At 33.3% G+C, this 25,748-nt stretch carries 20 protein-coding genes and 1 tRNA gene; 5 read left to right on the top strand and 16 right to left on the bottom strand.

The genetic code is table 11. The annotated features are described in order from the left end of the window. Nucleotides 1–2: 2 nt before the first annotated feature. Together rpmF and porW are read left to right on the top strand one after the other, a co-directional pair. Nucleotides 3–197 carry a 50S ribosomal protein L32 gene (gene rpmF, locus CCAND38_RS02585; protein ID WP_042343648.1) on the top strand — a complete coding sequence of 65 codons (195 nt, stop codon included), beginning with the start codon at nucleotides 3–5 and terminating at the stop codon, nucleotides 195–197. Between the two features lie 323 nt (nucleotides 198–520). Continuing rightward, nucleotides 521–3,007, top strand: a complete 2,487-nt coding sequence (gene porW, locus CCAND38_RS02580) for a type IX secretion system periplasmic lipoprotein PorW/SprE (RefSeq protein ID WP_042343646.1) — start codon at nucleotides 521–523, stop codon at nucleotides 3,005–3,007. 170 nt (nucleotides 3,008–3,177) lie between these two features. On the opposite strand, the gene CCAND38_RS02575 is transcribed toward porW, so the two are convergent. From CCAND38_RS02575 to CCAND38_RS02545, 7 genes are all read right to left on the bottom strand, one after another. Then, on the bottom strand, nucleotides 3,178–4,689 hold the full coding sequence (locus CCAND38_RS02575; RefSeq protein ID WP_042343643.1) for a DUF7017 domain-containing protein: 1,512 nt from the start codon (nucleotides 4,687–4,689) through the stop codon (nucleotides 3,178–3,180). A gap of 6 nt (nucleotides 4,690–4,695) precedes the next feature. Next, entirely contained in the window at nucleotides 4,696–6,750 is a 2,055-nt protein-coding gene (locus CCAND38_RS02570; protein WP_042343641.1) for an ATP-dependent DNA helicase, read from the bottom strand. A 63-nt stretch (nucleotides 6,751–6,813) separates the two neighbouring features. Then, the gene (locus tag CCAND38_RS02565) at nucleotides 6,814–8,940 is read right to left on the bottom strand and encodes a DNA-binding transcriptional response regulator (RefSeq protein ID WP_042343639.1); all 2,127 of its coding nucleotides are present in this window, start codon (nucleotides 8,938–8,940) and stop codon (nucleotides 6,814–6,816) included. After that, nucleotides 8,937–10,199 (bottom strand): hypothetical protein, encoded by a 1,263-nt coding sequence (locus CCAND38_RS02560; RefSeq protein ID WP_042343636.1) that lies wholly within the window; start codon nucleotides 10,197–10,199, stop codon nucleotides 8,937–8,939. Before CCAND38_RS02560 ends, CCAND38_RS02565 begins: the two co-directional genes overlap by 4 nt. Before the next feature lie 50 nt (nucleotides 10,200–10,249). Further along, on the bottom strand, nucleotides 10,250–11,431 hold the full coding sequence (locus CCAND38_RS02555; protein ID WP_042343633.1) for a reverse transcriptase domain-containing protein: 1,182 nt from the start codon (nucleotides 11,429–11,431) through the stop codon (nucleotides 10,250–10,252). A gap of 402 nt (nucleotides 11,432–11,833) precedes the next feature. Beyond that, nucleotides 11,834–12,808 carry a helix-turn-helix transcriptional regulator gene (locus tag CCAND38_RS02550; RefSeq protein WP_042343631.1) on the bottom strand — a complete coding sequence of 325 codons (975 nt, stop codon included), beginning with the start codon at nucleotides 12,806–12,808 and terminating at the stop codon, nucleotides 11,834–11,836. A gap of 190 nt (nucleotides 12,809–12,998) precedes the next feature. After that, nucleotides 12,999–14,045, bottom strand: coding sequence for an inorganic phosphate transporter (locus tag CCAND38_RS02545; RefSeq protein WP_042343630.1), 1,047 nt, complete (start codon nucleotides 14,043–14,045; stop codon nucleotides 12,999–13,001). A 204-nt stretch (nucleotides 14,046–14,249) separates the two neighbouring features. Here CCAND38_RS02545 and CCAND38_RS02540 point away from each other — a divergent pair. The 3 genes from CCAND38_RS02540 to CCAND38_RS02530 all read left to right on the top strand — a co-directional run bounded on the left by CCAND38_RS02540 (nucleotide 14,250) and on the right by CCAND38_RS02530 (nucleotide 15,909). Further along, a tRNA-Leu gene (locus tag CCAND38_RS02540) sits at nucleotides 14,250–14,331 on the top strand. A 54-nt stretch (nucleotides 14,332–14,385) separates the two neighbouring features. Further along, nucleotides 14,386–15,561, top strand: coding sequence for an MFS transporter (locus CCAND38_RS02535; protein WP_042343711.1), 1,176 nt, complete (start codon nucleotides 14,386–14,388; stop codon nucleotides 15,559–15,561). An 18-nt stretch (nucleotides 15,562–15,579) separates the two neighbouring features. After that, entirely contained in the window at nucleotides 15,580–15,909 is a 330-nt protein-coding gene (locus tag CCAND38_RS02530) for a DMT family transporter (protein ID WP_042343626.1), read from the top strand. An 86-nt stretch (nucleotides 15,910–15,995) separates the two neighbouring features. Here CCAND38_RS02530 and CCAND38_RS02525 read toward each other — a convergent pair whose 3' ends face one another. From CCAND38_RS02525 to CCAND38_RS02485, 9 genes are all read right to left on the bottom strand, one after another. Beyond that, nucleotides 15,996–17,102, bottom strand: coding sequence for a putative glycoside hydrolase (locus tag CCAND38_RS02525; RefSeq protein WP_042343623.1), 1,107 nt, complete (start codon nucleotides 17,100–17,102; stop codon nucleotides 15,996–15,998). A 20-nt stretch (nucleotides 17,103–17,122) separates the two neighbouring features. Beyond that, nucleotides 17,123–18,124 carry an NAD(P)H-dependent glycerol-3-phosphate dehydrogenase gene (locus tag CCAND38_RS02520; protein ID WP_042007602.1) on the bottom strand — a complete coding sequence of 334 codons (1,002 nt, stop codon included), beginning with the start codon at nucleotides 18,122–18,124 and terminating at the stop codon, nucleotides 17,123–17,125. A gap of 75 nt (nucleotides 18,125–18,199) precedes the next feature. Further along, complete coding sequence (locus CCAND38_RS02515; protein WP_042343621.1) at nucleotides 18,200–19,270, bottom strand: GDP-L-fucose synthase family protein; 1,071 nt, start codon at nucleotides 19,268–19,270, stop codon at nucleotides 18,200–18,202. A gap of 79 nt (nucleotides 19,271–19,349) precedes the next feature. Then, on the bottom strand, nucleotides 19,350–20,486 hold the full coding sequence (locus tag CCAND38_RS02510; protein ID WP_082021451.1) for an adenylyltransferase/cytidyltransferase family protein: 1,137 nt from the start codon (nucleotides 20,484–20,486) through the stop codon (nucleotides 19,350–19,352). Beyond that, a complete protein-coding gene (gmd, locus tag CCAND38_RS02505; protein ID WP_042343619.1) occupies nucleotides 20,479–21,636 on the bottom strand; it encodes a GDP-mannose 4,6-dehydratase in 1,158 nt (385 codons plus the stop codon). The genes CCAND38_RS02510 and gmd overlap by 8 nt, the downstream gene beginning before the upstream one ends. Before the next feature lie 42 nt (nucleotides 21,637–21,678). Further along, nucleotides 21,679–22,917: a protoporphyrinogen/coproporphyrinogen oxidase gene (locus CCAND38_RS02500; RefSeq protein ID WP_042343617.1), complete on the bottom strand. Its 1,239-nt coding sequence runs from the start codon at nucleotides 22,915–22,917 to the stop codon at nucleotides 21,679–21,681. A 3-nt stretch (nucleotides 22,918–22,920) separates the two neighbouring features. After that, nucleotides 22,921–23,679, bottom strand: a complete 759-nt coding sequence (locus tag CCAND38_RS02495) for a glycosyltransferase family 2 protein (RefSeq protein WP_042343615.1) — start codon at nucleotides 23,677–23,679, stop codon at nucleotides 22,921–22,923. Nucleotides 23,680–23,683: 4 nt separating this feature from the next. Beyond that, nucleotides 23,684–24,670, bottom strand: a complete 987-nt coding sequence (locus tag CCAND38_RS02490) for a glycosyltransferase family 2 protein (RefSeq protein ID WP_042343612.1) — start codon at nucleotides 24,668–24,670, stop codon at nucleotides 23,684–23,686. Between the two features lie 2 nt (nucleotides 24,671–24,672). Then, nucleotides 24,673–25,677, bottom strand: a complete 1,005-nt coding sequence (locus tag CCAND38_RS02485) for an EpsG family protein (protein ID WP_197066317.1) — start codon at nucleotides 25,675–25,677, stop codon at nucleotides 24,673–24,675. Nucleotides 25,678–25,748: the final 71 nt, after the last annotated feature.

Below are 25,748 nucleotides of genomic sequence, written 5' to 3'. Positions count from 1 at the left end.
AAATGGCACATCCTAAGAGAAGACAGTCGAGAACGAGAAGAGATAAGAGAAGAACTCATGACAAAGCAGTTGTTCCTCAAATCGCAAAAGATCCTATAACAGGAGAAAATCACTTGTATCATAGAGCACATTGGCACGAAGGAAAATTATACTATCGTGGTCAGGTGTTGATTGACAGTACAGAAGAAAGCAAATAAGATTTTGTTTCATAATAAGAAATTTTTTGATACGGAAGGAGTGCCTGAGGCACTCCTTTTTTTTGTACAAACATGACATAATCCTGCGGAGTAAGAAGAGTGCAGAAATTTTTTGAGTTTAAAGTAAAAAATATTTTAGAATATTGTGAATTAGAGGATTAAGCATAAAATCGAAAGATAGACTATTATAAGTACGTATCTGGACTGTTTTTTTAAAAGCTTGTAAGCCAATATGTAAATTCGATTTAACAACATATTATGACTGATTTTGCTTTTTTATTTCCGAAAAAATAGTAACTTCGTGACTTGGTAAAAATGTCAAAATGAAGTATCGTCTTATATATACTGTCTTTTTTATATCTATTTTATTGATAATCAACGCTTGTACAACCAAAGCAAATACCTATTACAATCGACAAATGCAGCCGATTGTAACCAAATACAATGTGCTTTTCAATGGAGAAGAGGCTTTTGAATCGGGGTTGAAACAGTTGCATGAGCAATATCAGGATGATTTCAGTCAGTTGTTGCCAGTAGAACCCATACGTATGACGGGTAAAGTTCAGTTGGAAGGGGTTGAGAACCCAAATTTTGAACGTGCTGAAGAAAAAGCCATCAAAACTATTCAACTTCACTCGATGGTATTTAAAGGCGAACAACGTAACTACAAGATTGACGATGCCTATATCTTGCTTGGTAAGGCTCGTTACTACAACGAACGGTTTTTACCAGCTTTGGAGGCGTTTAATCACCTACTTACTAATTATGGGAAGAGTGAACGCATTAACGAGTCTGCGATATGGGCACAAAAGACCAATATGCGTTTAGGCAAAGATAAAATTGCTATTGAAAAGTTGAATGAACTACTTTCTAAAGAAAAGTTACGCAAAAGAGATCGAGCTGAAGCCTATGCTACTTTGGGTCAGGCGTATATCAATCAAAAAATGTATCCCGAGGCAGCCGAATCACTTTATTTAGCAGGTAAATATACATCCAGCAAAACACTCCGTGGGAGATATTATTTTATTGCCGCTCAACTCTATGAGCACCAAAAGCAACGTGATTCTGCAACGATAGCTTTTGAAAAGGTTGTGAAACTAAATTGGAAAATTCCTCGTAAACTATGGGTTGAGGCTCAGGCAGGAAAAGCTCGTAACAGAGATTTTACTCCCGAGGAGAAAACGGAATTTCTAACGTATTTGACTAAATTAGAAAATCGGTACGAACATAAAGATTATTTGGACGTACTTTATTTCACTCACGCTTTTCTCATTGAAGAGAATAGTAGGAGAATGGCTATTGAGTACTACCGCAGGTCTTTAAAAAATAATAAGGAAAATAATCCGTTGAAAGCTAAAACTCATGAACGTTTAGCAGATATTTTTTTTGAGCAGAAGGATTATACAGGAGCATATCACCATTTGGATAGTACCTTAGCTTATATTCCTGAGCATACGTTTGAACATCTTTATGTGGAACGGAAGAAAGAAAACTTAGCAAAAATCACCGAATTAGAATATACTGTAAAACAAAATGATAGTATTCTGAAAATCATTAAAATGTCGGATAGCGATAGAGTTGCATTTTTTCAAAGACATATTGATTCTCTAAAGAAAAAAACAGAACAAAAAATGAAGAGTTCCTCAACAGTTAATCAAGGGATGGGCTTTTCTTTGCAAAACGCGACTGAGACAAAAGGAGGAAAATTTTATTTTTACAATCCTATGGCGGTTGCCTACGGAAAGCAACAATTTCAGCAGTATTGGGGAAATCGAAAATTGGAAGATAATTGGCGTTGGTCTGCAAAACAACAAACAGAAATAGAAATAAATCCAGCCACCACAGGGCGAGAGGAAAATGTACCTAAAAAAGATATAACCCCCGATTTTTATTCATCACAATTACCTAAAAATGAGGAAGAAATAAAACGTTTGGAAAGAGATAGAAATCAGGCGTTACTTCAATTAGGGATTTTGTACAAAGCTAAATTTAATGATAGCGAGTTGGCTATTGATCGATTGGAGCGAGTACTTGGATTTAACCCAGAACCAATTGTTGAGTCTGCAGTGCTCTATGAACTTTATAAGAATTACCGATATTTGAATAGTCCAAAGGCGGAAACTGTGAAAAATCACTTGTTGGGACGTTATCCACAATCAGATTATGCACAGCTTCTGCAAGGGAATGACACCTCACGAAAACAACGTGATTTAGAAGCTCAACAGTTTTTACAAGAGCTTACCGTAGAGTTTAATAACGGTAAAATAGTCGAGGTTTTACAGCGATTGAACGAGGAAGGTACCACATTTAGGGAAACAGCTATGGCTTCAAAACTGGATATGCTTCGGGCAAATGTTGTTGCTCGTTTGGAAGGTATCTTACCGTATCGAGAGGAGCTTTTAAAAATACAGATGAACTACCCTGAGACGGACGAAAGTAATCAAGCTAAAGAGCTTTTAGAAAATCTAATTGACGTTGAGAAAGAATCGTTTGTTGATGATGCTAAGGCTAGTTCGTGGAAAGTCGTTTTGATGGATATTCCACAAGGTAGAAGAGAAGTAATAAAGACGCAACTTGTCGAAAAACTGAAAGTAATTTCAGATAAAATCAGCATTTCACAAGATGTATATAACGTCAAGGAAACGTGGTTCGTAATTCACGGGCTTCAAAACCGAGATTCAGCCGACAGTGTTATCATTGAATTACAAAAAATAATCGGTGAAAACCAATTGGCAACCTTTCCAATATCCACGAAAAACTATCGTTTGGTACAAATCAAAAAAGCAAAAGAATCTTATCTAAACAGATAGTAACTAGTATAGTGATTAGAATTAATTACCAACTACTAAAATCGCTGATCTAGGTAATGTGGAATGGTATTTTATGTCATGATACTTTTTAAAACACGGCTCAATAATCTTATTAAAGGAATGATTGACAGATAACTTGTTTATATAGAGATTTAAGTATGGAAGTCAATTTAGTGGTTCTTAGATAGTGAAAACACCTTCCAAGTGGGTTTTCCTGTCTTTTTATCAATGGTTTGTATTGCTTTTCCTGTTACATAATCGCCTGTTGTTAAGTCGTATTTTTGGAAAAGTTGTGGATTTATAAAAATGTCATCTACAAAACCAAAATTTTTATTTTTTGGAATATTTATTTTCCCTGAAAATTCTTTAATGTAACTATCGGTTAATTTAGTATCCTGATATTCTGACAGTGTTGCTACTTTGCTTGGGGCATTTATTTCTTTCTGTGTAAAACGAATTTTATAAGTTTTGCCTATTTGAGGATTTTTCAAAAATTTGTCGTATTTAAAAAATAGACGCTCGCTATTTTGTGTGATTATATTCACTATTTTTTTATCAGAATTTATATTCTCAATAATGACTACTTCTTCTGCAAGATTTCCAAATAAAATATCTTCGGCAGAAGTAGCAAATTGTCGGTATATTGAACGGTTATGCTGATTAGCATTAGCTCCTTGATACCATTGTGTATTTTGATAGGAGCTTATTTGGACAGGAATTTTATGTTCGTTAGCTTTCTTGATCCTAATAATTGTATCGACTTCTGCTTTGGCTTCATTGAAAAGTTGTCTTTCTAAAAAGAAAGGAATTACTTTTTCACGAAGTTTGGTCGTCATTTTTTCATCAGCAGGGCAAAGCAATCCTTTGCAATAACAAGCAAAAACTTTTTCCTTATCCTCATAAAAAGCATCTGCAAGAATATCCCAAACCCAAAAATCGTTTTTCTTTTTTCGAGCAAAGGGCAATAAGGCAGAAAGCATATTTTCATTATTTCCCAAAGCTAAAAGTATTTTCGCTTGATAATACGAAATGTACTGATAATTTGGATGTTTGGCTGCTATTTCCTCTAATTTAGGCAGAAAATTCTCCGCTTTTTCTTTGTCAAATATAGTCTCTTGATAAATATTTTTGAAAGGCAACAGATGTTTTGCATAAGCACAATATACTTGGTCAGCTAATGCAGCTATGTCTTGCCCATCATAATGTTCTTTCTGAAAATCTTTCTCTTGTAAATTATCTAAATCCCACCAATCAACAAATTCAATGTATTTTTGATGATTGTTTTTATACGCCTTATGAAAATTTTTTAGTATAGCAGAGTACAAATCTGATGGTTGTTGAAAATACAAGGATTTACAATGTTCAAAAAGTGTATTTATCTTTGAATAATCAATATTTCCCTGTCTACAAATATTATTTACTATTTTTACAAATTGCCAACCTACCGTTTCATACAATATATTTTCCTCCTCAGGCAATTGTAGAACAAGTAGTTTGTTTATAATTTTATTGAATTGAGTGAAAGTTTGCACAGAAGCGTATTGTTTCAAATACTCATAATACACCCAAGCCAAATCTCTCTTAACCCAAATATCATTAGGATTTTTTTCTAATTGACTATTTGCTAACTCCCAAGCCTCTTTTAATTTTCCTGCTTTTCTGAGTTCGGTAACGGTTGTCATAAGTTTTTAATTTTGGTTGATGAAATTCACTAGCTTTTGTAATTCAACATCTTCGCTCCCTTGTTCAGAAAAAGGAAGCACCGAGGTAAAACCTTTATCTTTTGTGAAATAACATTGTAGATAGGCAAATTTTGCGTCTGTTTTTAGGTAATAATTGATGTGAAAATTTGCTTCGTGTTCCACAATATTGGTAATTTGAACCTCGCATTCACTACAAGCGGTTAATATTCGGTTGTATAATTCTTTGAAAAGTGAATTTTCCGTTGAGTAATTCACTGCAAATTCGTGATAAAAAGGAGCGTTAAGTGTTTCAATAAGTTGATTTTCAATTTCATAATGGCGATTTTGTAAGGTTTTAAATATTCCTGCTCCGTCATAATACCAATCTATCTGAATGATTTCATTTTCTATCTTGAAAAAATATTTCTCTAAATAGTTGCTTGAGACTATCCTATCAATGGAAAAAGGCGTGCTACGGAGTTTACTTTCCACCTCTTGATATTTCAAACGCAGTGCAATATGTGCGTTTTCAGTGTGAAAAGGTGTTGAAAAAGTGTGTGTGTTTTGATAAAATTCTTTTCCAATTTTTCCAATTTTGGTAATCGGTCTTATTTCTAAGCGATGGAATCCATTTATTTTAGGTGGATTGATAACAAATAGTTCTTTTTTTGCCCGAGTAGTTGCCGTATAGCACCATCTTAGGGCATCATCGTATAGTCCAATTCTTCCCGAATAATCCACATAAACACTGTCCCACTCGCCACCTTGCGATTTATGGCAGGTGATAGCATAGCCATATTTCACGCGTAAAGCATTGAAATATAGATCTGTTTTTAGAGCTTCTTTAAATTCCTGCGAACCTTCTTTGTATTGAGGGTATTTTTCACGAAAACGCATTACGAAATTGATATACAAAGCCTTCATTTCCGTAACATTCAAGTCTCTATAAGGAGAATTTAATAGTGAATCAATGATTTTACAGGAAACTTCTTCTGATAGATGTGGGAATTTCAATTTTACATTTCGGAAAGAAAAATTTACATATATCTTTTTCCCTTTTTCATATACAGGAATGTTTTTTATTTCTTCTACATCCGCAGATACTTCGGTAACCGTTGCCATATCTCCATTGAAAACTCCCTGATTATAATTGTTATTAATAACCATCAAAATATCTCCAATACTCACATTAGGGCTATTGGGAAATATTTTTTCACGAATAGATTGATTGTATTGATAAGCTCCTTGATTAGAATAACATACGATAACCCCATTGCCGATTTTAGGTTCTGGAAATTTATCGGTGAAATGCGAAGTAAGGTCAATATTTGAAATTTCTTCTACTTCATTTTTGATAAGTAGTTCAAAGGTATTTCGTTGTTCCTTAGGCTTTTTTAATAAATTTCGTATTTCATTAGCGTTCTGCAAAATTGTGCTATCTACTAATTGCCGATGAATGGTGGTTAGTTCGGCTTCTTGAACATTCAGTTTGTGTTCCGATTGAAAGTACTCAACAGACAACGCTTTCGACTCATTGTCTGTTACTGGCGGAAGCTGGGCATTATCTCCTACGAATATTAATTTGGAATAGCGATTAGAAAAATTAGCATATTGAATGACATCACTTAATAATTTTCCTGAACCGAAAGTAAATAATTCGTGTTTTGTTTCTACATCCGAAACCATTGATGCCTCATCAATGATTACTATTTCTCCGTTTTCATTCGGGAAATGAAGTGGATAAATATAGTGATATGATTTTTTCGAGTCATCAGGATTTTCCACTTCTTTAATGATAACATCTTCAAAATTATAAATTCCCCGATGAATGGTAGAGGCATTAATACCTTTATCACGAAGTACCTTGGAAGCTCTTCCTGTGGGAGCCATTACTTTAAACAATTTTTGATTTTCTTTTAATTTATCAATAAGGTACTTTATTAAAGTTGTTTTTCCCGACCCCGCAGCTCCTTTTACAATAAAGATATGCTCATTTTCTTTTTCTAGAAAAGAGAATAGGGTGTTTATTATTTCTTGTTGTTCTTGTGTGAGAGGGTTCATAGTAGTAAAGGTTGGTTACAGAAAAGCAAATATATTGTTTTCTGAGGTTAAATCAAAACTTTATCAAGGTTTTAACTTGCTGGTTATATTTTCACAAAGAGACAGAACCATAATAACTTCTTTCTCATCAAAAAATGATTTATCCTCGTGGATATAGTTATTTCTTTTATCTTTTACCTTGTTGAGGTATTCCACTTTTTTATCTTCTTGACTACAGATTTCAAAATAATCAATAAATAGATTTGCCATTGCACAAAACCAAGTTAAATCTTTGATAACATCTTTGTTTTTAATAAATTTATTTTGTCTATCAAAATAATAATTATTTACATCTTCTTTTTTTTCTCCTATGTAATATCTATAATCTTTGTTATCATATTTAAAATAATAGTTTTTGAAATGTTCTAAAAAATTATATGCACTCAGAAATACGATATCCATTGACATTTTCACTTTTAAGTCTATTTTAGAAATAGCTTGCTCTATAATTTTTATTTGTGTTATTAAAATTTTTAGAAACTTATTGTATTCTTCGAACGGATTTAAAGCAATCTGATTTTCAATATTTTTCTTGATTTGTTTACAAATTAAGAATATTATTTTCAAAAACTTTCTTTTTACAGCAGTTTCCATTACTTCTTTAAAGTTGCCAATGGTATCAGCAGTAAATTGGGGATCAATACTATTTTCGGGTGCTTCTTTAATGATAAATCCATCCGCTCCTAATGCTTGTAATTTTTGCAAATTCCAAATTTTATTGGTTGCCGAAAAATATATTACCTGTATTCCTTGATTGTATTTTTTTATTTCCTGTAATATTCTTATACTCGTGTTTCCTTTTAGGTCATTATTTTCAAAATCAGAATGATGTAATCTAAAATCCAAAATGACTATATCAATATCATCTGCCTTTATTTTTTGAACAGCTTGATTCACAATTTCTTCTCTGTTTTGCGAAAAATCAATATCTAAATAGTCAAATTGTTCGATTTTACTATTATGGCATAAAATCGTTTCAAAAATTTCGGACCATCCTTTTTTCGATTCATCATCGATATAAAGAATTTTAGGTTTTTCGTCTTGAGGTATTTGTATTTCTAGGTTCTGTAGACTAGTATCTGTTGCCGAAATCGGATAAATGGTTTTCAGATACTTATAATACAAATCAGATTCTATTTTCGCATTGATTTTTTCGATATCATTATCTGAACTTTCAATAGTTTTCGCCCAACGATAAATTGCCCATTCATTGGCAATACTGTGATTATCTTTCGGTGCTACGAGCTGTATTTTTCTAATTTCATTGGCTAATTCACTTTGCAGAAAAGGTTCTGTTACTCTTTTTTCAGCTTCTTGTAAGGCTTTTATACTATAGTCAATATAAAATACATTTTTCGTTTTCAGAATGTCGAAATACGGATTTTGTATCAATTTTTCATACGGAACAACCCCGTAAATAAAAATATTTTTTAGTTGATTTGGAGTTGGCGTACAGCGAATATGAGCCGCTAACCGAAGCCCGTTTAGGTCGGAAAGCGTATTGCCAAAACATAACGGAATGTACAAATTATCAAATACTTTGTCATTTAAAAAATGCAAAACAACATCACGATGTAAAAAACTATCAGAAAAAACTTTTTTCTCTGAAAACAATGTTTCTGATTCCATATTACTAAAAGGATCTTCAATATATTTTTCGGCTGTTAAAAAAATAATATTTTCTTTTTTAGCAACTATGGGATCTGCATCTACTTCATTATTTCGTTTATCAATCTCATCAATAATTATTTTCTCTTCTTCGGGATTTCTGCCATATAGTAGATAATTGACATTGGGTTTATTCCCTTTTTTTATTTCCTGTAGGAAAATTTCTAAATTTTTATAGAAAACACTTACAGGTAAATCAACTCGATTTCCCGTTGCATTTTTTCGGCGTTCGTTTTTGCTTCCACTAAAAACCACTAATCCAAAATCTCTATTTTGAGCGTTATGTTCATAGAGTTGGTTTTTTAATCCCTCATTAGGGAAAGACTCGTGCAAAAACACAATCTTTTCTTTCTTGATATTTTCAATGGAGAGCTTTTTACTATCCTTATGTGTACTTATAATCCCTTGATATTCATTAAGTTTTTCGATATTCCAGCCGTAGGTTTCTTGACGGAAAACCTGTTCGTCAATTAAATAAATCATCGTTTGAATTTTAAAATATGTTTAACACCGTTTACTTTTTCTATTTTTTCTTTTTTCATCAGCTTTGGAGTATATTTTTTTGCTCCATCATTCCATTCTCCATTCCAAAGATTAATTCTATAACTTGTTTCGTTTTCAAAATCACTTTCGAGGTACAATTCACATATCCCGTTGATTTTTTTTATCATACTAGTCAATGTATTTCCTCTTCTATCAATCGTACTTTCAGAGCTTTTTCCATAGAAAGGCTTTTCGGGATGAATGTGATGAATCGTAAAATAAACAAAGCCTCCCGTTTCTTCTATGAAGGATAAAATTATTTTTTGTTTTTGTTCGGTTTTGTATTCTTCAGAAAAATAGGTCTCTATTGAATTGATATATTCTCTAAAAAATTGAACCAACTTATCAACATCAGTAAATAAAACAATATTTTCTGCAAAATTTTTAAATTGAAAATCAAAGTTTGTTTTCCAATTTTCGTTATTAGCAATATTATATTCTAAAATACTTTTTAAAGAGTTATCAGTCCTTATATGAAATAGATTTTTACAGTGAATGATGAGTTCGGAAAAATCCCGAACTCTTTTTCCATTCATATACGAATTGAATTGCTTAGGTAGTTTGAAAATTTTTCCATTTTGCTGCTGTTTTAATTCTCCGCTTGCATTAGGAACACAATCAGGATTTTCATCTGACCATTTTAATAATTGCTCACTCGCCCAATTGATGTCAATTCTATTGGAGCTCCATTCCTTTTTTTCTTCTTTGAAGTTCGTACCCGATAGATACACTTTTAATAGTGTTTTTGCTTGAGAATCAGCGTAATATTTGTTGTTTAAAATTTCAAATTTTTCCAATAATAGTCTTTGATGTTCTCGTACGGAATATTCAGATGAGCCACTTAATTTCTTTATATATTCCTTAACTGCGAGTATTTCATCTTTATAGTCTATTGTTTCTGAATCAATGGAATGCCAAGTGTATTTTAACAAAGGGTCTTGGTTATAAGCAAGTAAAAACTTGGATAACGATTTCTCTCCAAATGGATTATTATAATCTTTGAAGGTTTCACCTAAATAATCTTTATCTTTTGACTTGTCAGATTTTTCATCAGGCTCAATAACAGACACCGGTACATTTTCTGTTGTTTCGCCAACCTTTTGTTTAGTTAAATCTTTTGCTATCAACTCAATCATCTTGTCTTTTTGACGAGAGCTAAAATTGCCTATCTTTAAAAATTCTGTTACAAAATCATTCATAATATGTCTTTATCTAAAATCATTTCTGATAGTTCGTCATCATCGAAAGTTCAAAAATAGAAGCTCCTAATATTTTGGATTTTTTTCCATTTTTCACTTTTTGTTGCTTCAAAAACTTCCATAGCTTTTTCTTTACCTTCTTTTTCCCAAACATCTAAAATAGCATCAACATTAAATCCACAAATTTTGTCGAATCGTTGGGCTAATTTTTGATAAGTACTATCCTCCTGACTTTTTACCATTTTTAGGTATAGGAGTTTCCCTCCAATGACTGAAAACATTGGGTTTTGATTGTATTTGATGTGTCCTTTTTCCTTTATATAATCCTTTCGGAAAATGGTTTCCGCCTTTTTTGCTCCGTATTTTTCAATCAAATAGAGCCACATACGAATTTGCTTCACGTACTTGCGTGTGGTGTTGAGTTTTTCATTCACGGTAATGCCTGTAACTTCTTGTCGGTTTGTTTTCTTTTGCAGCCTTGTTTTTTTAGGATTGATTTGCAATTTATTTTTATGAATAATCGCTTCCAATTCTTGTAGAAAAATTGGATTATTAAACACCGATTTATTAGAAGAAAATGTAATATCATCGGCATATCTTGAATAAGTAGCCTTATATTTTTTTGCTAATTTATCCAAAGCAATGTCCATTTTCTTACAAAGAATATTGGTCAAAATAGGAGAAGTCGGTGCACCTTGTGGTAAAACTTGTTCTTTTTTGCCATCAATGTCTATTGTATGTACGCAAAGACTTGCTAAATAATTTGCAATTTCTTCGGGAAGCTGAAATGGAGTTTGAGTAAAAATCCTTTTGATCTGCCATTTTTTAAACGAATGAAAAAAATCCTTTAAATCAATATTATACACATAATTTTTTCCTATGTGCAATTGGGCGTTGGTAACCACTGATTTTCCTTCTGTAAACCCCATTGCTTTTGGGTGTATTTTCATGCAAATTGTAAAAATAACACTCAAGGCTTTTTGCATCATTCCCAATGCACCCATAGGTCTGTTAATTACGCGTTCACCTCCTGTTTTCTTTCTGATAGAAAAAGTATGGTATCTTTTGTTAGACAAATCGGCATTGGACAAAACATCGTCTTTGCTGATTTCGTTACCTGCTAACAACTCCTGATACACATAGTTGATAACCTCAACCAAATCATCTATCGATAAGATGTTCTCAAACCGGTTTTTAAGCTCTTGTTTTTCCTCTGTTGTTAGCGTTTTCATAACTCCAATGTTTTAAAAAATCCTTGAAATACCTATTACTTTATTCTTCTTTCCTTGTATTAGTGAAAGTAAAATATGGGATGAACCTCTGTAAATTTAATTAAAGGTTAAATGTTATATTAAACTTTATGCTTAAAGAAAATAATCATCATATACCATTAATAAATTATATTTCTCTTTTGAAAGCTAAAAACAATTTTTAAGATAACATTGTTTTACTCGGTTGCGAGCCGAGCCAATTGCCGATCTGATTAATTGCTTAATCCAGCAATCACGTTAATTTAAAGGAAACCTAAAAACTAACGAATCAATATTTTCATAGGTATTTCAAAGAACTTTTTTATTTTTTACACTGCAAAGATATAATGCACTTGTGCGATTTAACTGCATTGATTGTAATTTTTATTCAGAATATTGGTTTAAAGATGATTCTAATCGATGTAAAATTCTATTTTTCAGGGTTTCAGGAGCTAAAACCTTCATGCTTTCTCCATACGATAAAATTAGGTTTTCTAATTCATAATTTAATCGTACCTCAAAGGTAAGTATATTCCCCTTAATTTTTTGTGAACCGTGCAGAGGTTTGGACATCACATAAGGAATTATGTTTTTTGATAATTCTATTTTTACTTGTTCTATTTCATTCCCTTTTATATGAGTAACTCCCACAATTTCATCAAAATACTCATCGAAATCAATAGAATGTTCAATATAGTGTTCTTTTGTTTGTTCCAAATTTATAATTCTGTCCAAAGCTATCACTTGTAGATAATTTTCCGTATGATTTTGTCCTAATAAAAACCATCGGTTATTATATTGTTTGAGGTAATAAGGAGAAATCAAAAATTCTTTTTCATCTTCAACAAAAGGTTTGTAGTGAATTAATAAACTCTGTTTATTAATAATGTAATGGTATAGCGGATTTAAAAAATCAAGCCCTTTTAGAAATTTATTTTCTTCAAAATCAATTATTTTCTCTTGCTTAAAACTTATGATAGACTGTAATTTCAGCTGTAAAGGTTCCAACCAATTTAATCCTATACGAGAAAGAATTTCCATTGCACCGCTTAAACTTTCCGATTCTTCTTGATTAAAAGGTCTGTTTCGTATCGAAAAATTAGGATTTTCGTACCTATAAAAAACTTTTCTACCTTCTCTAATGTGTTCAATAGGAGCTTCATATCCATCGGAACTTTCCATAAATTTGATATCATCAAGCAATTGTCTTCTTGATACACTGACTTCTTTACCTAAATGTTCAGATATTCTTTCTGAACAAATATGTATTAAATCTTCTATAAAAAAATTTTTATATCTATTTGAAAAGCACTCATCTAAGATTTTATAGCGCAACTGTGCATTTTTATTGGTTGCCATAACATAGGATTGTTTATTTGTAAGTATATAGACTATTACTTTGATTAAAAATCGATTAAGGATATTAGGCGAATGTTTTATTCATTAGTCTGAGAGTAATCTTTTATCCGTGTTCTCTATTTTGCATGTAATTTATCATCAGTACATTTATCGTATTATATTTTTAGTAATACATTACTTTTTGTATATATCAATGTAGCAGAATGAATCCATATATATCTGCTAAATAGATTAAAAGTAAAGAAAGGAAGAAACAGATTGTGGGGGCAATCATCCACATAGTGAAAAAGCGTTTCACTTGTGACTTACGGAAGATATTTTTAGCTCCCATTTTTGCCACGCCAATACCTAAAATTGCTGCTACATTCATTTGAACTAAGGAAGTTGGAATTCCTTTAACTAAAGAGGCTAATAAGAGTAGACTTCCTGAAATAAATGCAATGATTACAGCTTCAAACTTTCCGAATAAGATGATTTCTTTGCCTGTGTTTTTAACGATTTTATGACCGAATAGGGAGCTTCCGATACCAAAGCAAGGTGCAATAATCAACGCCGACAACATCAGTATTACAGTAAAGTCACTTTCTGTTTTTAGTCCTAATTCGTTGATAGTCATTGTTGAAATAGGCCCTGCAGCATTAGCCACGTTGTTTGATCCGATGGCGAAGGACACATATACCGACATTAAAATTAAAATAGTACTCCAAACGGGTCTTAAATTCTCATTTTGAGCTCTGAGCATGGTCAAACCACGTCTTCGCATAGGTTTGTAGATGTATTTTCCTGCTAAGTACGACAAGAAATAAGCTATGATGGGAAGTACAAACCATGATGGAATAATTTCAGCAAACAATTTAACGGTGTCTAACTTTCCGAAGTAGAATGCAGGTGCAGCGATTGAAAGAACGGCAGCTTGACTTGTTGATTGAGGAATTCCTAAAATGTTGGAGACTAACAATGTGATAGCCACTGAAAACAAAGCGATTGAAACTACTACAAAGGTCATATAGTTTGCATCAAGAATACCACCTCCCATAGTACTTGCCGTATTCTTTCCCGCGATGAAAGCTCCCAAAAATACTGCTATACCAAATATACCTGGAATCAAGCTTTTACGAATCACATTGGCTCCGTAACTTGCAGAAAATGCAGGAGCTGTTCCACTTCCTCCCATCGTAATAGCCAACGCCATCGCAATTATGTAAGGAATTAATAATTGGTTGTATATTGGAGCCATATTTTATATTATCAACTCGCAAATTTATAAAAAAAATAAAAAATAGAGAAGCTAATTGAAGGGAAAATATTAAACAAAATTCTGGTTAAGAATGGGGTTGGAGGATGGTAAAACGCGTAATTTTTTAGAAATTAAAAATCTTTTTTAAATAAAATTTGGTGTTATAAAAAAAATACGTATATTTGCAACCGCAAAACACCACTTGCGGGTGTGGTGAAATTGGTAGACACGCCAGACTTAGGATCTGGTGCTTCACGGCGTGGGGGTTCGAGTCCCTTCACCCGCACAACCTAAAACCTTAACTTACCAACAAGTTAAGGTTTTTTATTTTAATGTATTTATGGAACAAACAAGACCTAAAACTGTCTACTCCATTCTTTTTGCAATTGCAATAGCTCATATGCTCAATGATTTACTTCAGGCGGTTATCACCGCAAGTTATCCGCAATTGAAACAAGAATTCGGTTTGACAATGACCCAAATAGGGATCATTACATTTTGTTATCAAATCTCGGCTTCCATTTTTCAACCCTTAGTAGGCAATTACATTGACAAACGCCCTATGCCCTATGCACAGGTTTTCGGAATGTTTATCACTGCCTTGGGAATTATTACTTTAGCTTACTCATCTAGCTATGCTTGGGTGTTGGTCGCAGTTTTGTTGGTAGGAACAGGATCTTCTATATTTCACCCTGAATCATCGAGAGTGGCCTTCTTAGCTTCGGGAGGAAAACGTAGTTTAGCACAGTCCATCTTTCAATTAGGAGGGAATTCAGGAACCGCTATTGCACCTTTGCTCATAGCTTTGATTATTATTCCCAATGGAAGAATTTATAGCCTTTGGTTTTTGGTTTTCGCTTTTATTGCCATCATCATTTTAGCTTTTGTTGGGAAATGGCGAAGTAATGTACTAAAGATACATCGGAAGACTAAGAAAAAGGAAGTAGTTCTACCTAATTTAACTCCTTTTCAGATAAATATGTCGGTAGTAATTTTGATGGTACTTATATTTTCAAAATATTTTTATACCGCTGGGATTACGAATTATTTCCAATTTTATGTCATTCAGAAGTTTGGAGTCTCCGAAGTACAGGCTCAAATGTATTTGTTTTACTTTTTGGGTGCTGCCGCTTTGGGTACCTTACTCGGAGGAATTTTTGGTGATAAAGTTGGGCGTAAATTTGTGATTTGGTTTTCTATTTTAGGGGCTGCTCCTTTTGCTATTCTGCTTCCGTATGCAAATGAAACTTGGACAGCTATTTTGATAGTACTTATCGGGATTATTATCTCATCTGCTTTTCCAGCTATTTTAGTGTACGTACAAGAATTGTTGCCCAAGAAAATCGGTATGATTTCAGGGTTTTTCTATGGTTTTGCTTTCGGAATGGGTGGACTGGCGTCGGCTGTGTTAGGAAAAGTCATAGATCTTACCGATATTTACTTCGTGTATGGCTTATGTTCTTTTTTACCGTTGATTGGATTAATAGCGTACTTTTTGCCAAATTTAAAAAGATAAACACCTAAAATATTTATAATGAATTGGATAACACTTGTCATTGCGGGGTTGTTTGAAGTGGCTTTCACTTTTTGTTTGGGAAAAGCCAAGATGACTGTAGGGAATGTTTCTTACGCTTGGTATGCGGGGTTTGCTACTTGTACTTTTGTTAGTATGTACTTACTTACGAAAGCTACACAAACTCTTCCGTTAGGTACGGCCTATGCTGTTTGGACAGGAATTGGAGCTGTAGGGACAGCTTTATTAGGTATTTTAATTTTTAAAGAACCAGCTTCTTTTTGGAGATTGTTTTTTATTACTACGTTGATAGGTTCCATCGTGGGGCTTAAATTCGTATCGAATTATTAAGAATAAATTTAAAACCTCTGAAAGTGTTGTTTTTTCAGAGGTTTATGATGTAAAACTTTGAATATAATTTTTGTATTCAGAATAGCTTATCTACTAAGTTCCTGAATTACTTTTAATTGATCTTCCGAAATATCTGGACCATCGTAGAATGAAACTCCTGTAGCTCCGCTTGCCTTGGCATGTTCGATAGCTTGTTTTAGTTCTTGAGCAGATATAGGAGGTACGTAAATCCCTGTGTGAAGTTCTGTTTCTTTGCCTTTCATATCTTCAACTCCTTGTTGTGTAGCAAAACCAACCCAGTCGACCTCTTCGTTATAGAAATTGTGATAAATCATAGGATAAACACGATCAACGTTCCATTTGTCCCAACGTTGACGTACCATTTGACCTGCCATTTCAGGGTAAGGGAACACAGCTGCGGTTATTTTTTTTCCTTTATTGTGTACAATTTCAGCGGCATCGTTTACCAAATTGCGGATTTTGTTCAAGCGAAACTGTCGCCATTCCAAATCAAGAGCAGGGTTTTTAAGTTTTCGTGGATCTTTGTGATGCGTTTTCTCAAACTCTGCCACACAAACATCACAATAGCAAAAATCGAACTGTGGCAATTCTTCTTCTTGAACTAAGTTATAATTAGGTAACAATCCGATAGGTAGATAAATATCAGGAAAACGAATATAGTCCAAATGTACACTTGCAATGTCTTCAACATCCGCCAAATTACTCACCAGTTTCAGAATATGCTCACGTGATTCTTTCCGAGTGGGGCAAAGCCATTGATAGTAATCCACGTATGGGCGATGGTCAAAACAGGATTTTCCTTCACGACTGACCATGTACCACTCAGGGTGTTGCAAAGCTTCTTTGTCTCCAGGGCGGTTTACAGTCATTATCCAAGCGTGTAATTTGATTCCTTCTTCTTTGGCTATCGGAACCAAACGTTTTAATCCTTCTACATCGGCTTCGGTATTTACCAGTACTTCGGAAATACCATGTGTCTTGTATTTTTTAAACTCCTCGTGGTAACTCTCATCAGTACGTTCAGGTTTATAGGTTATCCATGTGGAAAGGGTAAACTCCTTATTTTTTGATACAGAAGTTTCCTCCGTTGAAGTGGACTTTGGCTCATGGGACTGATTGCATCCAAACAGTAAAGCAAGTGCCAAAGGGAACGTGTAAAAATATTTTTTCATATGTATATATGTTTAAAAGATTAATCTAAATGATTCACTAATTCAGCAAAAACTTTTTTAGCTCGTCTATTTTCATATAAAATCTGATAGACAGCATCTAAAATTGGAGTGTGACTTTTCTTTTTGTGGCTATTATTAATCTTATATGCACTTTTCACGGCATAATACCCTTCGGCAACCATATTCATTTCCATCATAGTACTTTTCACCGTGTATCCCTTGCCTATCATGCTTCCGAAAGTTCGGTTTCTACTGAAAAGCGAATATCCCGTTACAAGCAAATCTCCCAAATAAGCTGAATTGTTAATATTTCGTTTGATTTTATGGATGCGTTTAATGTATCGTCTCATCTCACGTATGGAATTACTCATCAGTACACTTTGAAAATTGTCACCATATCCCAGTCCATGTGCAATTCCAGCAGCGATAGCGTAAATATTTTTCAGCACTGCAGCGTATTCTATACCGATAACATCATCAGAAACTTTTGTCTTTACGAAATATGTTGTCATTGCTTCGGCAAAGATTTTAGCCTTTTGTTTGTCAATACAAGCTATTGTTAGGTAAGATAAGCGTTCTAAAGCCACTTCCTCTGCGTGGCAAGGCCCTGCGATTACACCTATATTGCTGTACGGGACATTATAAAACTTATGTAAATATTCCCCTACAATAAGTCCGCTGTTGGGTTCAATCCCTTTGATAGCCGAGAAGATGGTTTTATCTTCCAAGGATACAGTAAGTTTACTTAATTCAGAACTTAAAAAAGCAGATGGTGTAACAAGTACTAAACAATTTCCGTAGGCAACCGCCTCGTTGATGTCGTTGGTTAAAATCAATCTGTCGGTATCAAATTCCACATCGCTCAAGTAGTTCAAATTACGCGAAGTGTCTTTAATATGCTCAATAGCAACTTCGTTGTGAACATACCAGCATACTTTTGAGACGTTATATGTTAATATCTTTGTGAGAGCGGTTCCCCAACTTCCACTGCCGATAACCGAAATTCTCAATTCTCTGTCCATTATGTATAACTCTGTTTTAAGGTAGCTAAAGTATAAATAATTTCTAAAAATTCCAAACTAAGGAATTTAAGATTTTTATCTCAAATAGTACGCATACATCAGTTCGATTCCTTGCTCTAACTCTATGGAATGTTTCCAACCTAGTTGGTGTAACTTTGAAGGATTGGTTAACTTTTTCATTGTTCCGTCGGGTTTTGAAGTATCGAAATGTATTTCTCCTGAAAACCCGATTGTTTTTTTTATCAATTGTGCTAATTCATTGATAGTAACATCTTTTCCTGTGCCAATATTGATGTGAGTATTACGAATTTCAGTTGTATTTTTGTCATACGTATCATTAAAATTTATATGTTGCATGACAAAAACACATGCATCTGCCATATCCTCGCTCCATAAAAACTCTCTCATGGGCATTCCTGTTCCCCAAAGAATAACTCTATCACCGAAAATACCATGTTTTTCAAGGATTGCTTTGATTTCCTGCTGAGAGTTTTTCCCTGAAATACCTTCCACTGGACGTTTGTTTAAATCCATAGCAAGAGCTTCCCAATCATTTTTAAGTAATGCTTTCGCTAAGTGAATTTTTCGGATCATCGCCGGTAAAACGTGTGATTTTTCTAAATGAAAGTTATCGTTTGGTCCATAAAGGTTGGTTGGCATTACTGAAATAAAGTTTGTGCCGTATTGCAAATTGTAACTTTCACACATTTTTATACCCGCAATTTTAGCTATGGCATAAGGCTCATTGGTGTACTCCAAAGGTGAAGTCAAAAGGCAATCCTCGGGCATTGGTTGTGGAGCTTCCTTAGGATAAATGCATGTACTTCCTAAGAAAAGTAACTTTTTCACTCCGTTTTTGTATGCGTGATGAATCACATTATTTTGTATCATCAAATTTTGGTAGATGAAATCAGCTCGATAAGTATTATTAGCTAAAATGCCTCCTACCTTTGCTGCTGCCAAAAAAACATATTCAGGTTTTTCTTCGTGAAAAAAATTAGCCACATCTTGGGAATTAGTCAAGTCTAATTGGGAACTAGTTCTGCCTATCAAATTGACAAAACCTTTATTTTCAAGATTTTTCCAAATAGCAGACCCCACTAAACCTTGATGTCCTGCAACGTATATCTTTGCGTCTTTTTTCATGATTTTAACTTTATATGAAGTATATGTTCCAAAATAAGCCTCTATCTGCCTTGTTTAACCTCTCCCGAAGCATTTCATACTACCTTCTTATCCTTACCTTTAAGGCTTTTTCAATGGGTATTTCGGATAAAACTACTAAATAGCCTCCTCCACCCGCTCCACTTAGTTTGTACCCTACTGCAGATTTAGGCAAAGTAGCTATTTCTTGTTTAATTTCCTCATTTAACATATTGGGATACAAGGAAGTTTGAGCTTCAAATGAAGCTATCATTGCTTCCCCTGTAGCATTAATATCTTTTGCTAATAGAGCATCCCAAAATTGCTGTGCCGCATCTGAAAGCTTTTTAACCTTTTCAGGAGAGATATCCGCCCCTTCAGTGACATGCAATTCACTATGCCGTGGTTGTAAGGGTAATAAGTATAAATGGTTTTCTATCCATACAAGTAGATCTTCGGACAGATTTTTCTCTATTTTTTCTGGCCAAAATCCACCATCATACCAATAATAATTCAGTCCCGGGAGTACAATCCCCAAAGCATCTTGTGAACCACTAATATAGTCTTCCCCTGGAAAATTTTCATAGGAAAACAATATTTTTGCGAGATGTTCTTTATCTCCTTCAGGAATATCTGTGTGCCAAAGCTCTATCGCTTTTTTGCGAGTACTAGTGGACATCCCACTTCGATCATTAAATTCATAATCAGGTTCTATGCATATGGTTATCACAGGCCCTGGACAGAATTTCGATACGGAAGGTTGATCAAGCCATCCTCCTGCCAAATCTATCCGATAGGGAATCAAACATTCTTTTCGCAAAGCTGTTGTACTTCGAGCAGGTAGATTCCCATGAGGAATACGCTTACTTACGTGATATTCAACCCCTAATTCTTTGCACAAAGCCTCCTTGGCTGGAGAGTGTCCGTCCTCATTAACAAACAAAACATCAGGTTTTAGACGAAGCATATCTTCCTTAAAATCTAAGATTCCTGAACCTGAATTTATCCAAGCATCTTTTACGAAACGCAACGATTTAACCATATAAAGACGCTCCTGCTCTGGATTTATCGTTTTTCGAGCTTTGAGTTCCTGAATAGTTCTATCTGAACCAATTCCAACATATAGATCTCCTAACTGCGATGCTTCTTCAAAAAAAGCAACGTGTCCCGAGTGCAACATATCGTAACAACCCGAAACAAAAATTTTCTTATTACTCAAAATAATTCATTATTGTGAAGCCTCCTTCTTTGAGGTAAGCATCTCGTTTAAACAATTTTATATCGCTTTGCATCATATCCGCTACCAACCCTTTAAGGTCGTATTTTGGTTCCCAACCTAAAACTGTTTTAGATTTGGTAGGGTCCCCTATAAGTAAATCAACTTCTGTAGGTCGGAAATATTTCGGATCGACTAACACAATTTCTGCTTTACTTTTTATTTTATTCTCAATATTTGAAATGTACTTCTCACCTACTTTTTCTGAAAAAACAGTTTTATCAATAGCCGTAAAATATCCTACCTCATCAACTCCCTCTCCTTGATATTCAATCGTTAATCCTATTTCTTTGGCTGATAAAATAATAAAATCACGTATGGAAGTGGTAATTCCAGTTGCAATTACATAATCGCTCGGTTTTTCTTGTTGTAAGATCAAATGCATTGCTCTAATATAGTCTTTGGCGTGTCCCCAATCGCGTTGAGAGCTAAGATTTCCCATATACACCTTATCTTGCATCCCTAAAGCGATACGACTTAACGCACGAGTGATTTTTCGAGTTACAAAAGTTTCTCCTCGTATGGGAGATTCGTGATTGAATAGTATCCCATTGGATGCGTGCATGTTATATGCCTCGCGGTAGTTTACAGTAATCCAATAAGCATACATTTTGGCAACTGCATAAGGTGAGCGTGGGTAAAAAGGTGTTTTTTCTGATTGGGGAACCTCCTGTACCAATCCGTACAATTCGGAAGTTGAAGCCTGATAAATTCGTGTTTTTCCAGTTAGCCCTAAAAGACGAACTGCTTCCAATATACGAAGTGTTCCCAACCCATCTGCATTACCTACATATTCAGGGGTTTGAAAACTCACGTGGACGTGGCTCATCGCCGCCAAATTGTAAATCTCGTCAGGTTGTACTTCCTGAATAATTTTGGTGATATTCATGCTATCGGTGAGGTCACCATAGTGCAATATCAGATTTCTGTTTTCTACGTGAGGGTCTTGATATATATGATCAATTCTATCGGTGTTGAAAAGCGAACTTCTTCTTTTCATTCCATGTACCTCATACCCTTTTTTGAGCAAATATTCTGCGAGATATGCACCGTCTTGCCCCGTAATTCCTGTGATAAGCGCTTTTTTTGACATATTTTTTTAAGGTATAAATACAACTAAATTGAAAGTGTTTTTTTAAGGATTTATTTTTTTAACAAGCTCTCTTGCTTCCATAATATTATCCTCTATGGAACAATACGTCCAACTTCCATAACGTCCGATAGAATGTATGTCACTGTTTGATAGTTCTTTTTTTAGTTTCTCAACTACTTTCGTGCTTTCCTTATTAATATGAACATAAGCAGGATCCATCACCACGCTATGGTAATCCACCAATTGTTCATCGGCAACAACACCTATTTTCTTTAAGTCAGAAAGAACACGTTCCAAAACCTTTTCTGTATCTCCTATGACGGCATCCTTTGTAAAACCAAGCTCCACGTATAAAGACATTCTATCCGACTTTATGATATTGTCATAGTACCCCAAACGATAAAAACAAATATCTTTATCGGGAACATACACCCAACTACTTTCCTTGTCCTTCCCTTTTTTATCAAACCCTAAGTTAAATACCATTACTTTGTTCCAAGTAAAGATGGACTCATCATAACCAATATCACACAATTTGAGCAACTTAGGGAAAGGCATTGTTGAAATAAGCCTATCATAAGAAATTTCTCTTTTGCTTGTATATGCAACCTTATTTACTATATCTATTCGTTGTAGTTCTTCTTGTAAAAAAACATTTTCTTGTTTTACATTCCTAAATAGGGAATTAACATATTCTATTGCTCCCTGTGATGAATAAACAAAATTATCATTGTATGAACTATTATTCTCTTTCTTGAAATTCAAAATAATCTCTTCTTTATTTGCTTTTGGAAAAAAACGTCCCATAGCCTCTGCATCTAAGTTATTCAAATCACAAGCATAGAGTTTTTCATTATATGGGATTAAAAACTTGTCAGATATACTTTTACCCAAATTAGCATAAACCATATCTTTAAATGTTTTTACCTGAATACTTTCTGTATTAAACAGGTCATATAAACACTCTATAAACTCGTGTTTTTCAAGCTGATGAATATTTTTTTGAAAAGGAAAATCAATATATTTACCTTTGTAATATATTTTTGTTACTTTTTTTACTGTTTTAAGTGTTTCGGATGCTATGTGCCTACAAACTAATTCTTTTAGTTTTTCATCTCTAAAATGAAAGAAATGCCCAGAATAATCCCATACATACCCATTTCTTTTGATGGTTTTACAATAGCCTCCAATTTCTTGGTCTTTATCTATCATCAAATAATCATTGTCGGTGAAAGTTGCGTATGCAATTCCAGAAATACCTGCTCCTACAATTAAATCCATATTTTACCTTTTATATTTAAAAAATCCGTTAATTGCCCAATGTGCTAAATAATATAAACTCTTGAAAAGCCCTAACTTTTCAACTTTATAATAAATAAGAAATTGAGGCTTTATTACTTTCTTTTTATTTCCCGTTGTGCTTGATGCAAAAACACGATAAGACGCCAATACTTCTTTATTACCATAAGCAACTTTAATTTTTTTTAGCATTTCTAACCAAAAAGCAAAATCATCTCTCAAACTTTTTAATTCTTCTCTAAAAAATTGTTCCCCTACTATGCTTTTGTCATAAACACTTGTTAAACAAGATATAGGACATGTTTTTAGAAGAGAATTATAGGTAACTTTTTCAGGAACTATAAAAGGTTTTAATTTTTGAGTTCCATTTTCATCTACTCGGTTATAGGAGGCAAATACTAAAGCTGCATTTTTTTCTTTGAGAAAACTAAGCTGTTTTTCAAAAAAAGAAGACTCTAGTAAATCATCTGAATCTAAAAAGCAAATGTACCGACCTTGTGCATTTCGTAAAGCGTTGTTACGTGCAGAAGCTGAACCTCCATTTTTCTGTTGGATAAGCTTAATCCGCTTATCTTTTACGGTATGTTCTTTGACAATTTCCGCCGAGTTATCTTTTGAACCATCATCTACGATTAGCATTTCCCAATCTTGATAAGTTTGAGCTAGTACGGATTCTATGGTCTGTCGTACATATTTGGCTCCGTTATACATTGGAGTTATTATTGATACTAAATTTTCTTGCATAAACTTATGACCTTATTTTTTTTCTAATCCACATATGTGTTTTATAGATAGCCCTTGTGACAAATGGCATTTTTATTAACATAAAAGACATTGCTATCTTTTGGGGCAATCCATAACTTTTATACATAAAAATATATTTAAACTTGTTTGCTTCTGGATAAATTGTATAAAAATATTTTGTATATCTTTTATTGAGTGTAAACACTTTTTTGTAAAACACAATCATTGAACAAAATTCTTGTTCATAGTTAATCTCGCTTTTTCTAACAAAATCCTCCAGTTTACTAATAAATACAATCGCATCGTTGATAGATGATTCACCCATCGTTTTGGTTAATGACAAAGTATTATATTGAGTGTAATGCAGAAAAGCTTTTGGTAAGTATGATACTTTTGAGGTAAGTGAAAACAATCTTAACATTGTTTCTATATCTTCTCCCATGTTAATTTCCCCTGTAGGAATCAAGTCATTTTCCATATAAAATGCTCTCCGTATTAATGTGGTACAAAAACTTGGATGAAGGTTACCAAGCATCATGTTTTTAATATTATATTCAATATCCTTTTTGTATTCCTCTCTCATGTATCGTTCTGTTGTTTTATAGCTTATGTAATAGTCGCATACTACAACATCACTTCCCTCTTCTTCTATTTTAGCATACAAAGAACTTAACATTGTAGGTTCTACCCAATCATCCGAATCTATTTGAATCACATACTTACCTGTAGCCTCAAGCATTCCTTTTCGCCTTGTTTGAGCAATTCCTATATTTTTTTTATTTTCAAGTAACACAACATCTCCGTTTCTATGACTTTGCGACGTTATTTGCCTTATTATTTGAAAACTTTTATCAGGTGTACCGTCATTTATGAATATAAACTCTACCCTATCTAAGTCTTGATTAAGTAACGAATATACACACCTTTGTACAAATTTTTCAGCCTTATAAACAGGTACAATAACTGATATTTTGTATTTATTTTCCAACATACCTAATTAAAAAAAATAGATTCATATACATATTCTTTATCTGCAAAAATAGTAACTTTTACAGTATAAATAATTAATAAAAACAATAATATTATTACTCGATTATTACTATTTTTCATGTTTGTCAATAGAAAAAATATAGGAAAAAGCGAAATAATATTAAAATACATATTCACTCTTTGTAAAATAAAATTATTCAGAGACAAAATCGTTAAAAATTCCCCTACAATACCAAGTATAAAAAGTTTTTTCTGATTTTCAGATAAATTAATCTTTCTATAGTTAACAATAGCGTACACATATGTAAACATAAGAACGTATTTAACAAGTTTAGCTGTTATAGGGATATCAAAATTCCCAAATCCAGAATTCAAGTAAACCGCACTACCTATAGTTGTATATGCCACCATATCTAATATTAATTGATTGATATCAATAAATGAAACAATGAAACAGAATATTAATATCATTAACATTCTTTCGCTATTGTCAAATACTTTTCTCAGGAATAAAACTATCAATATGGCTATCACCGCCAAAAAGACATACTGGTGAATAGATTGAGCTAATAATATACAAATAATAAATGGCAACCAAGCCCTTTTATAAACAAATAGCACTACCCCATAGGTTAGTATATACATCGCAGTAAACTGTCTCAAACCATTCATCTGGTTGTGAAAAACACCATTAAAACAAACTATTAGAAAGAAAAAAAGAGCGTATTGCCTAAACTGTGTAACCTTTGAAATTATTAGTAAAAACAACAGCACCCATAACATGGCTAATATAAAAAAAATATGTTGCCCTTCTACACCTATATAAAACAAAAACTTTACAAACCAATAAAAACCAATTTCACCTGTGTGAGAATAAAAATCTATTGCTTTAGTATCGGGAGTAAAAATACCTAAATACGAAAAATAATCTGCCCCTACATCGTATTGTCCACCAACTACCAAGATCCACAATAACGAAAAAAGAAATAAAGCATAAACACGACTCAATTCATTCAATCTATGATTTGAAGACAATAGACACAACCCTACGGATATAAATAAATTTATAATATAGAACA

The organism is Capnocytophaga canis (genome assembly GCF_000827555.1).
GTDB classification, from domain to species: Bacteria; Bacteroidota; Bacteroidia; order Flavobacteriales; family Flavobacteriaceae; genus Capnocytophaga; species Capnocytophaga canis.
The sequence above is the reverse complement of the archived record's forward strand: the minus strand, read 5'-3'. Positions and strand labels throughout refer to the sequence as shown.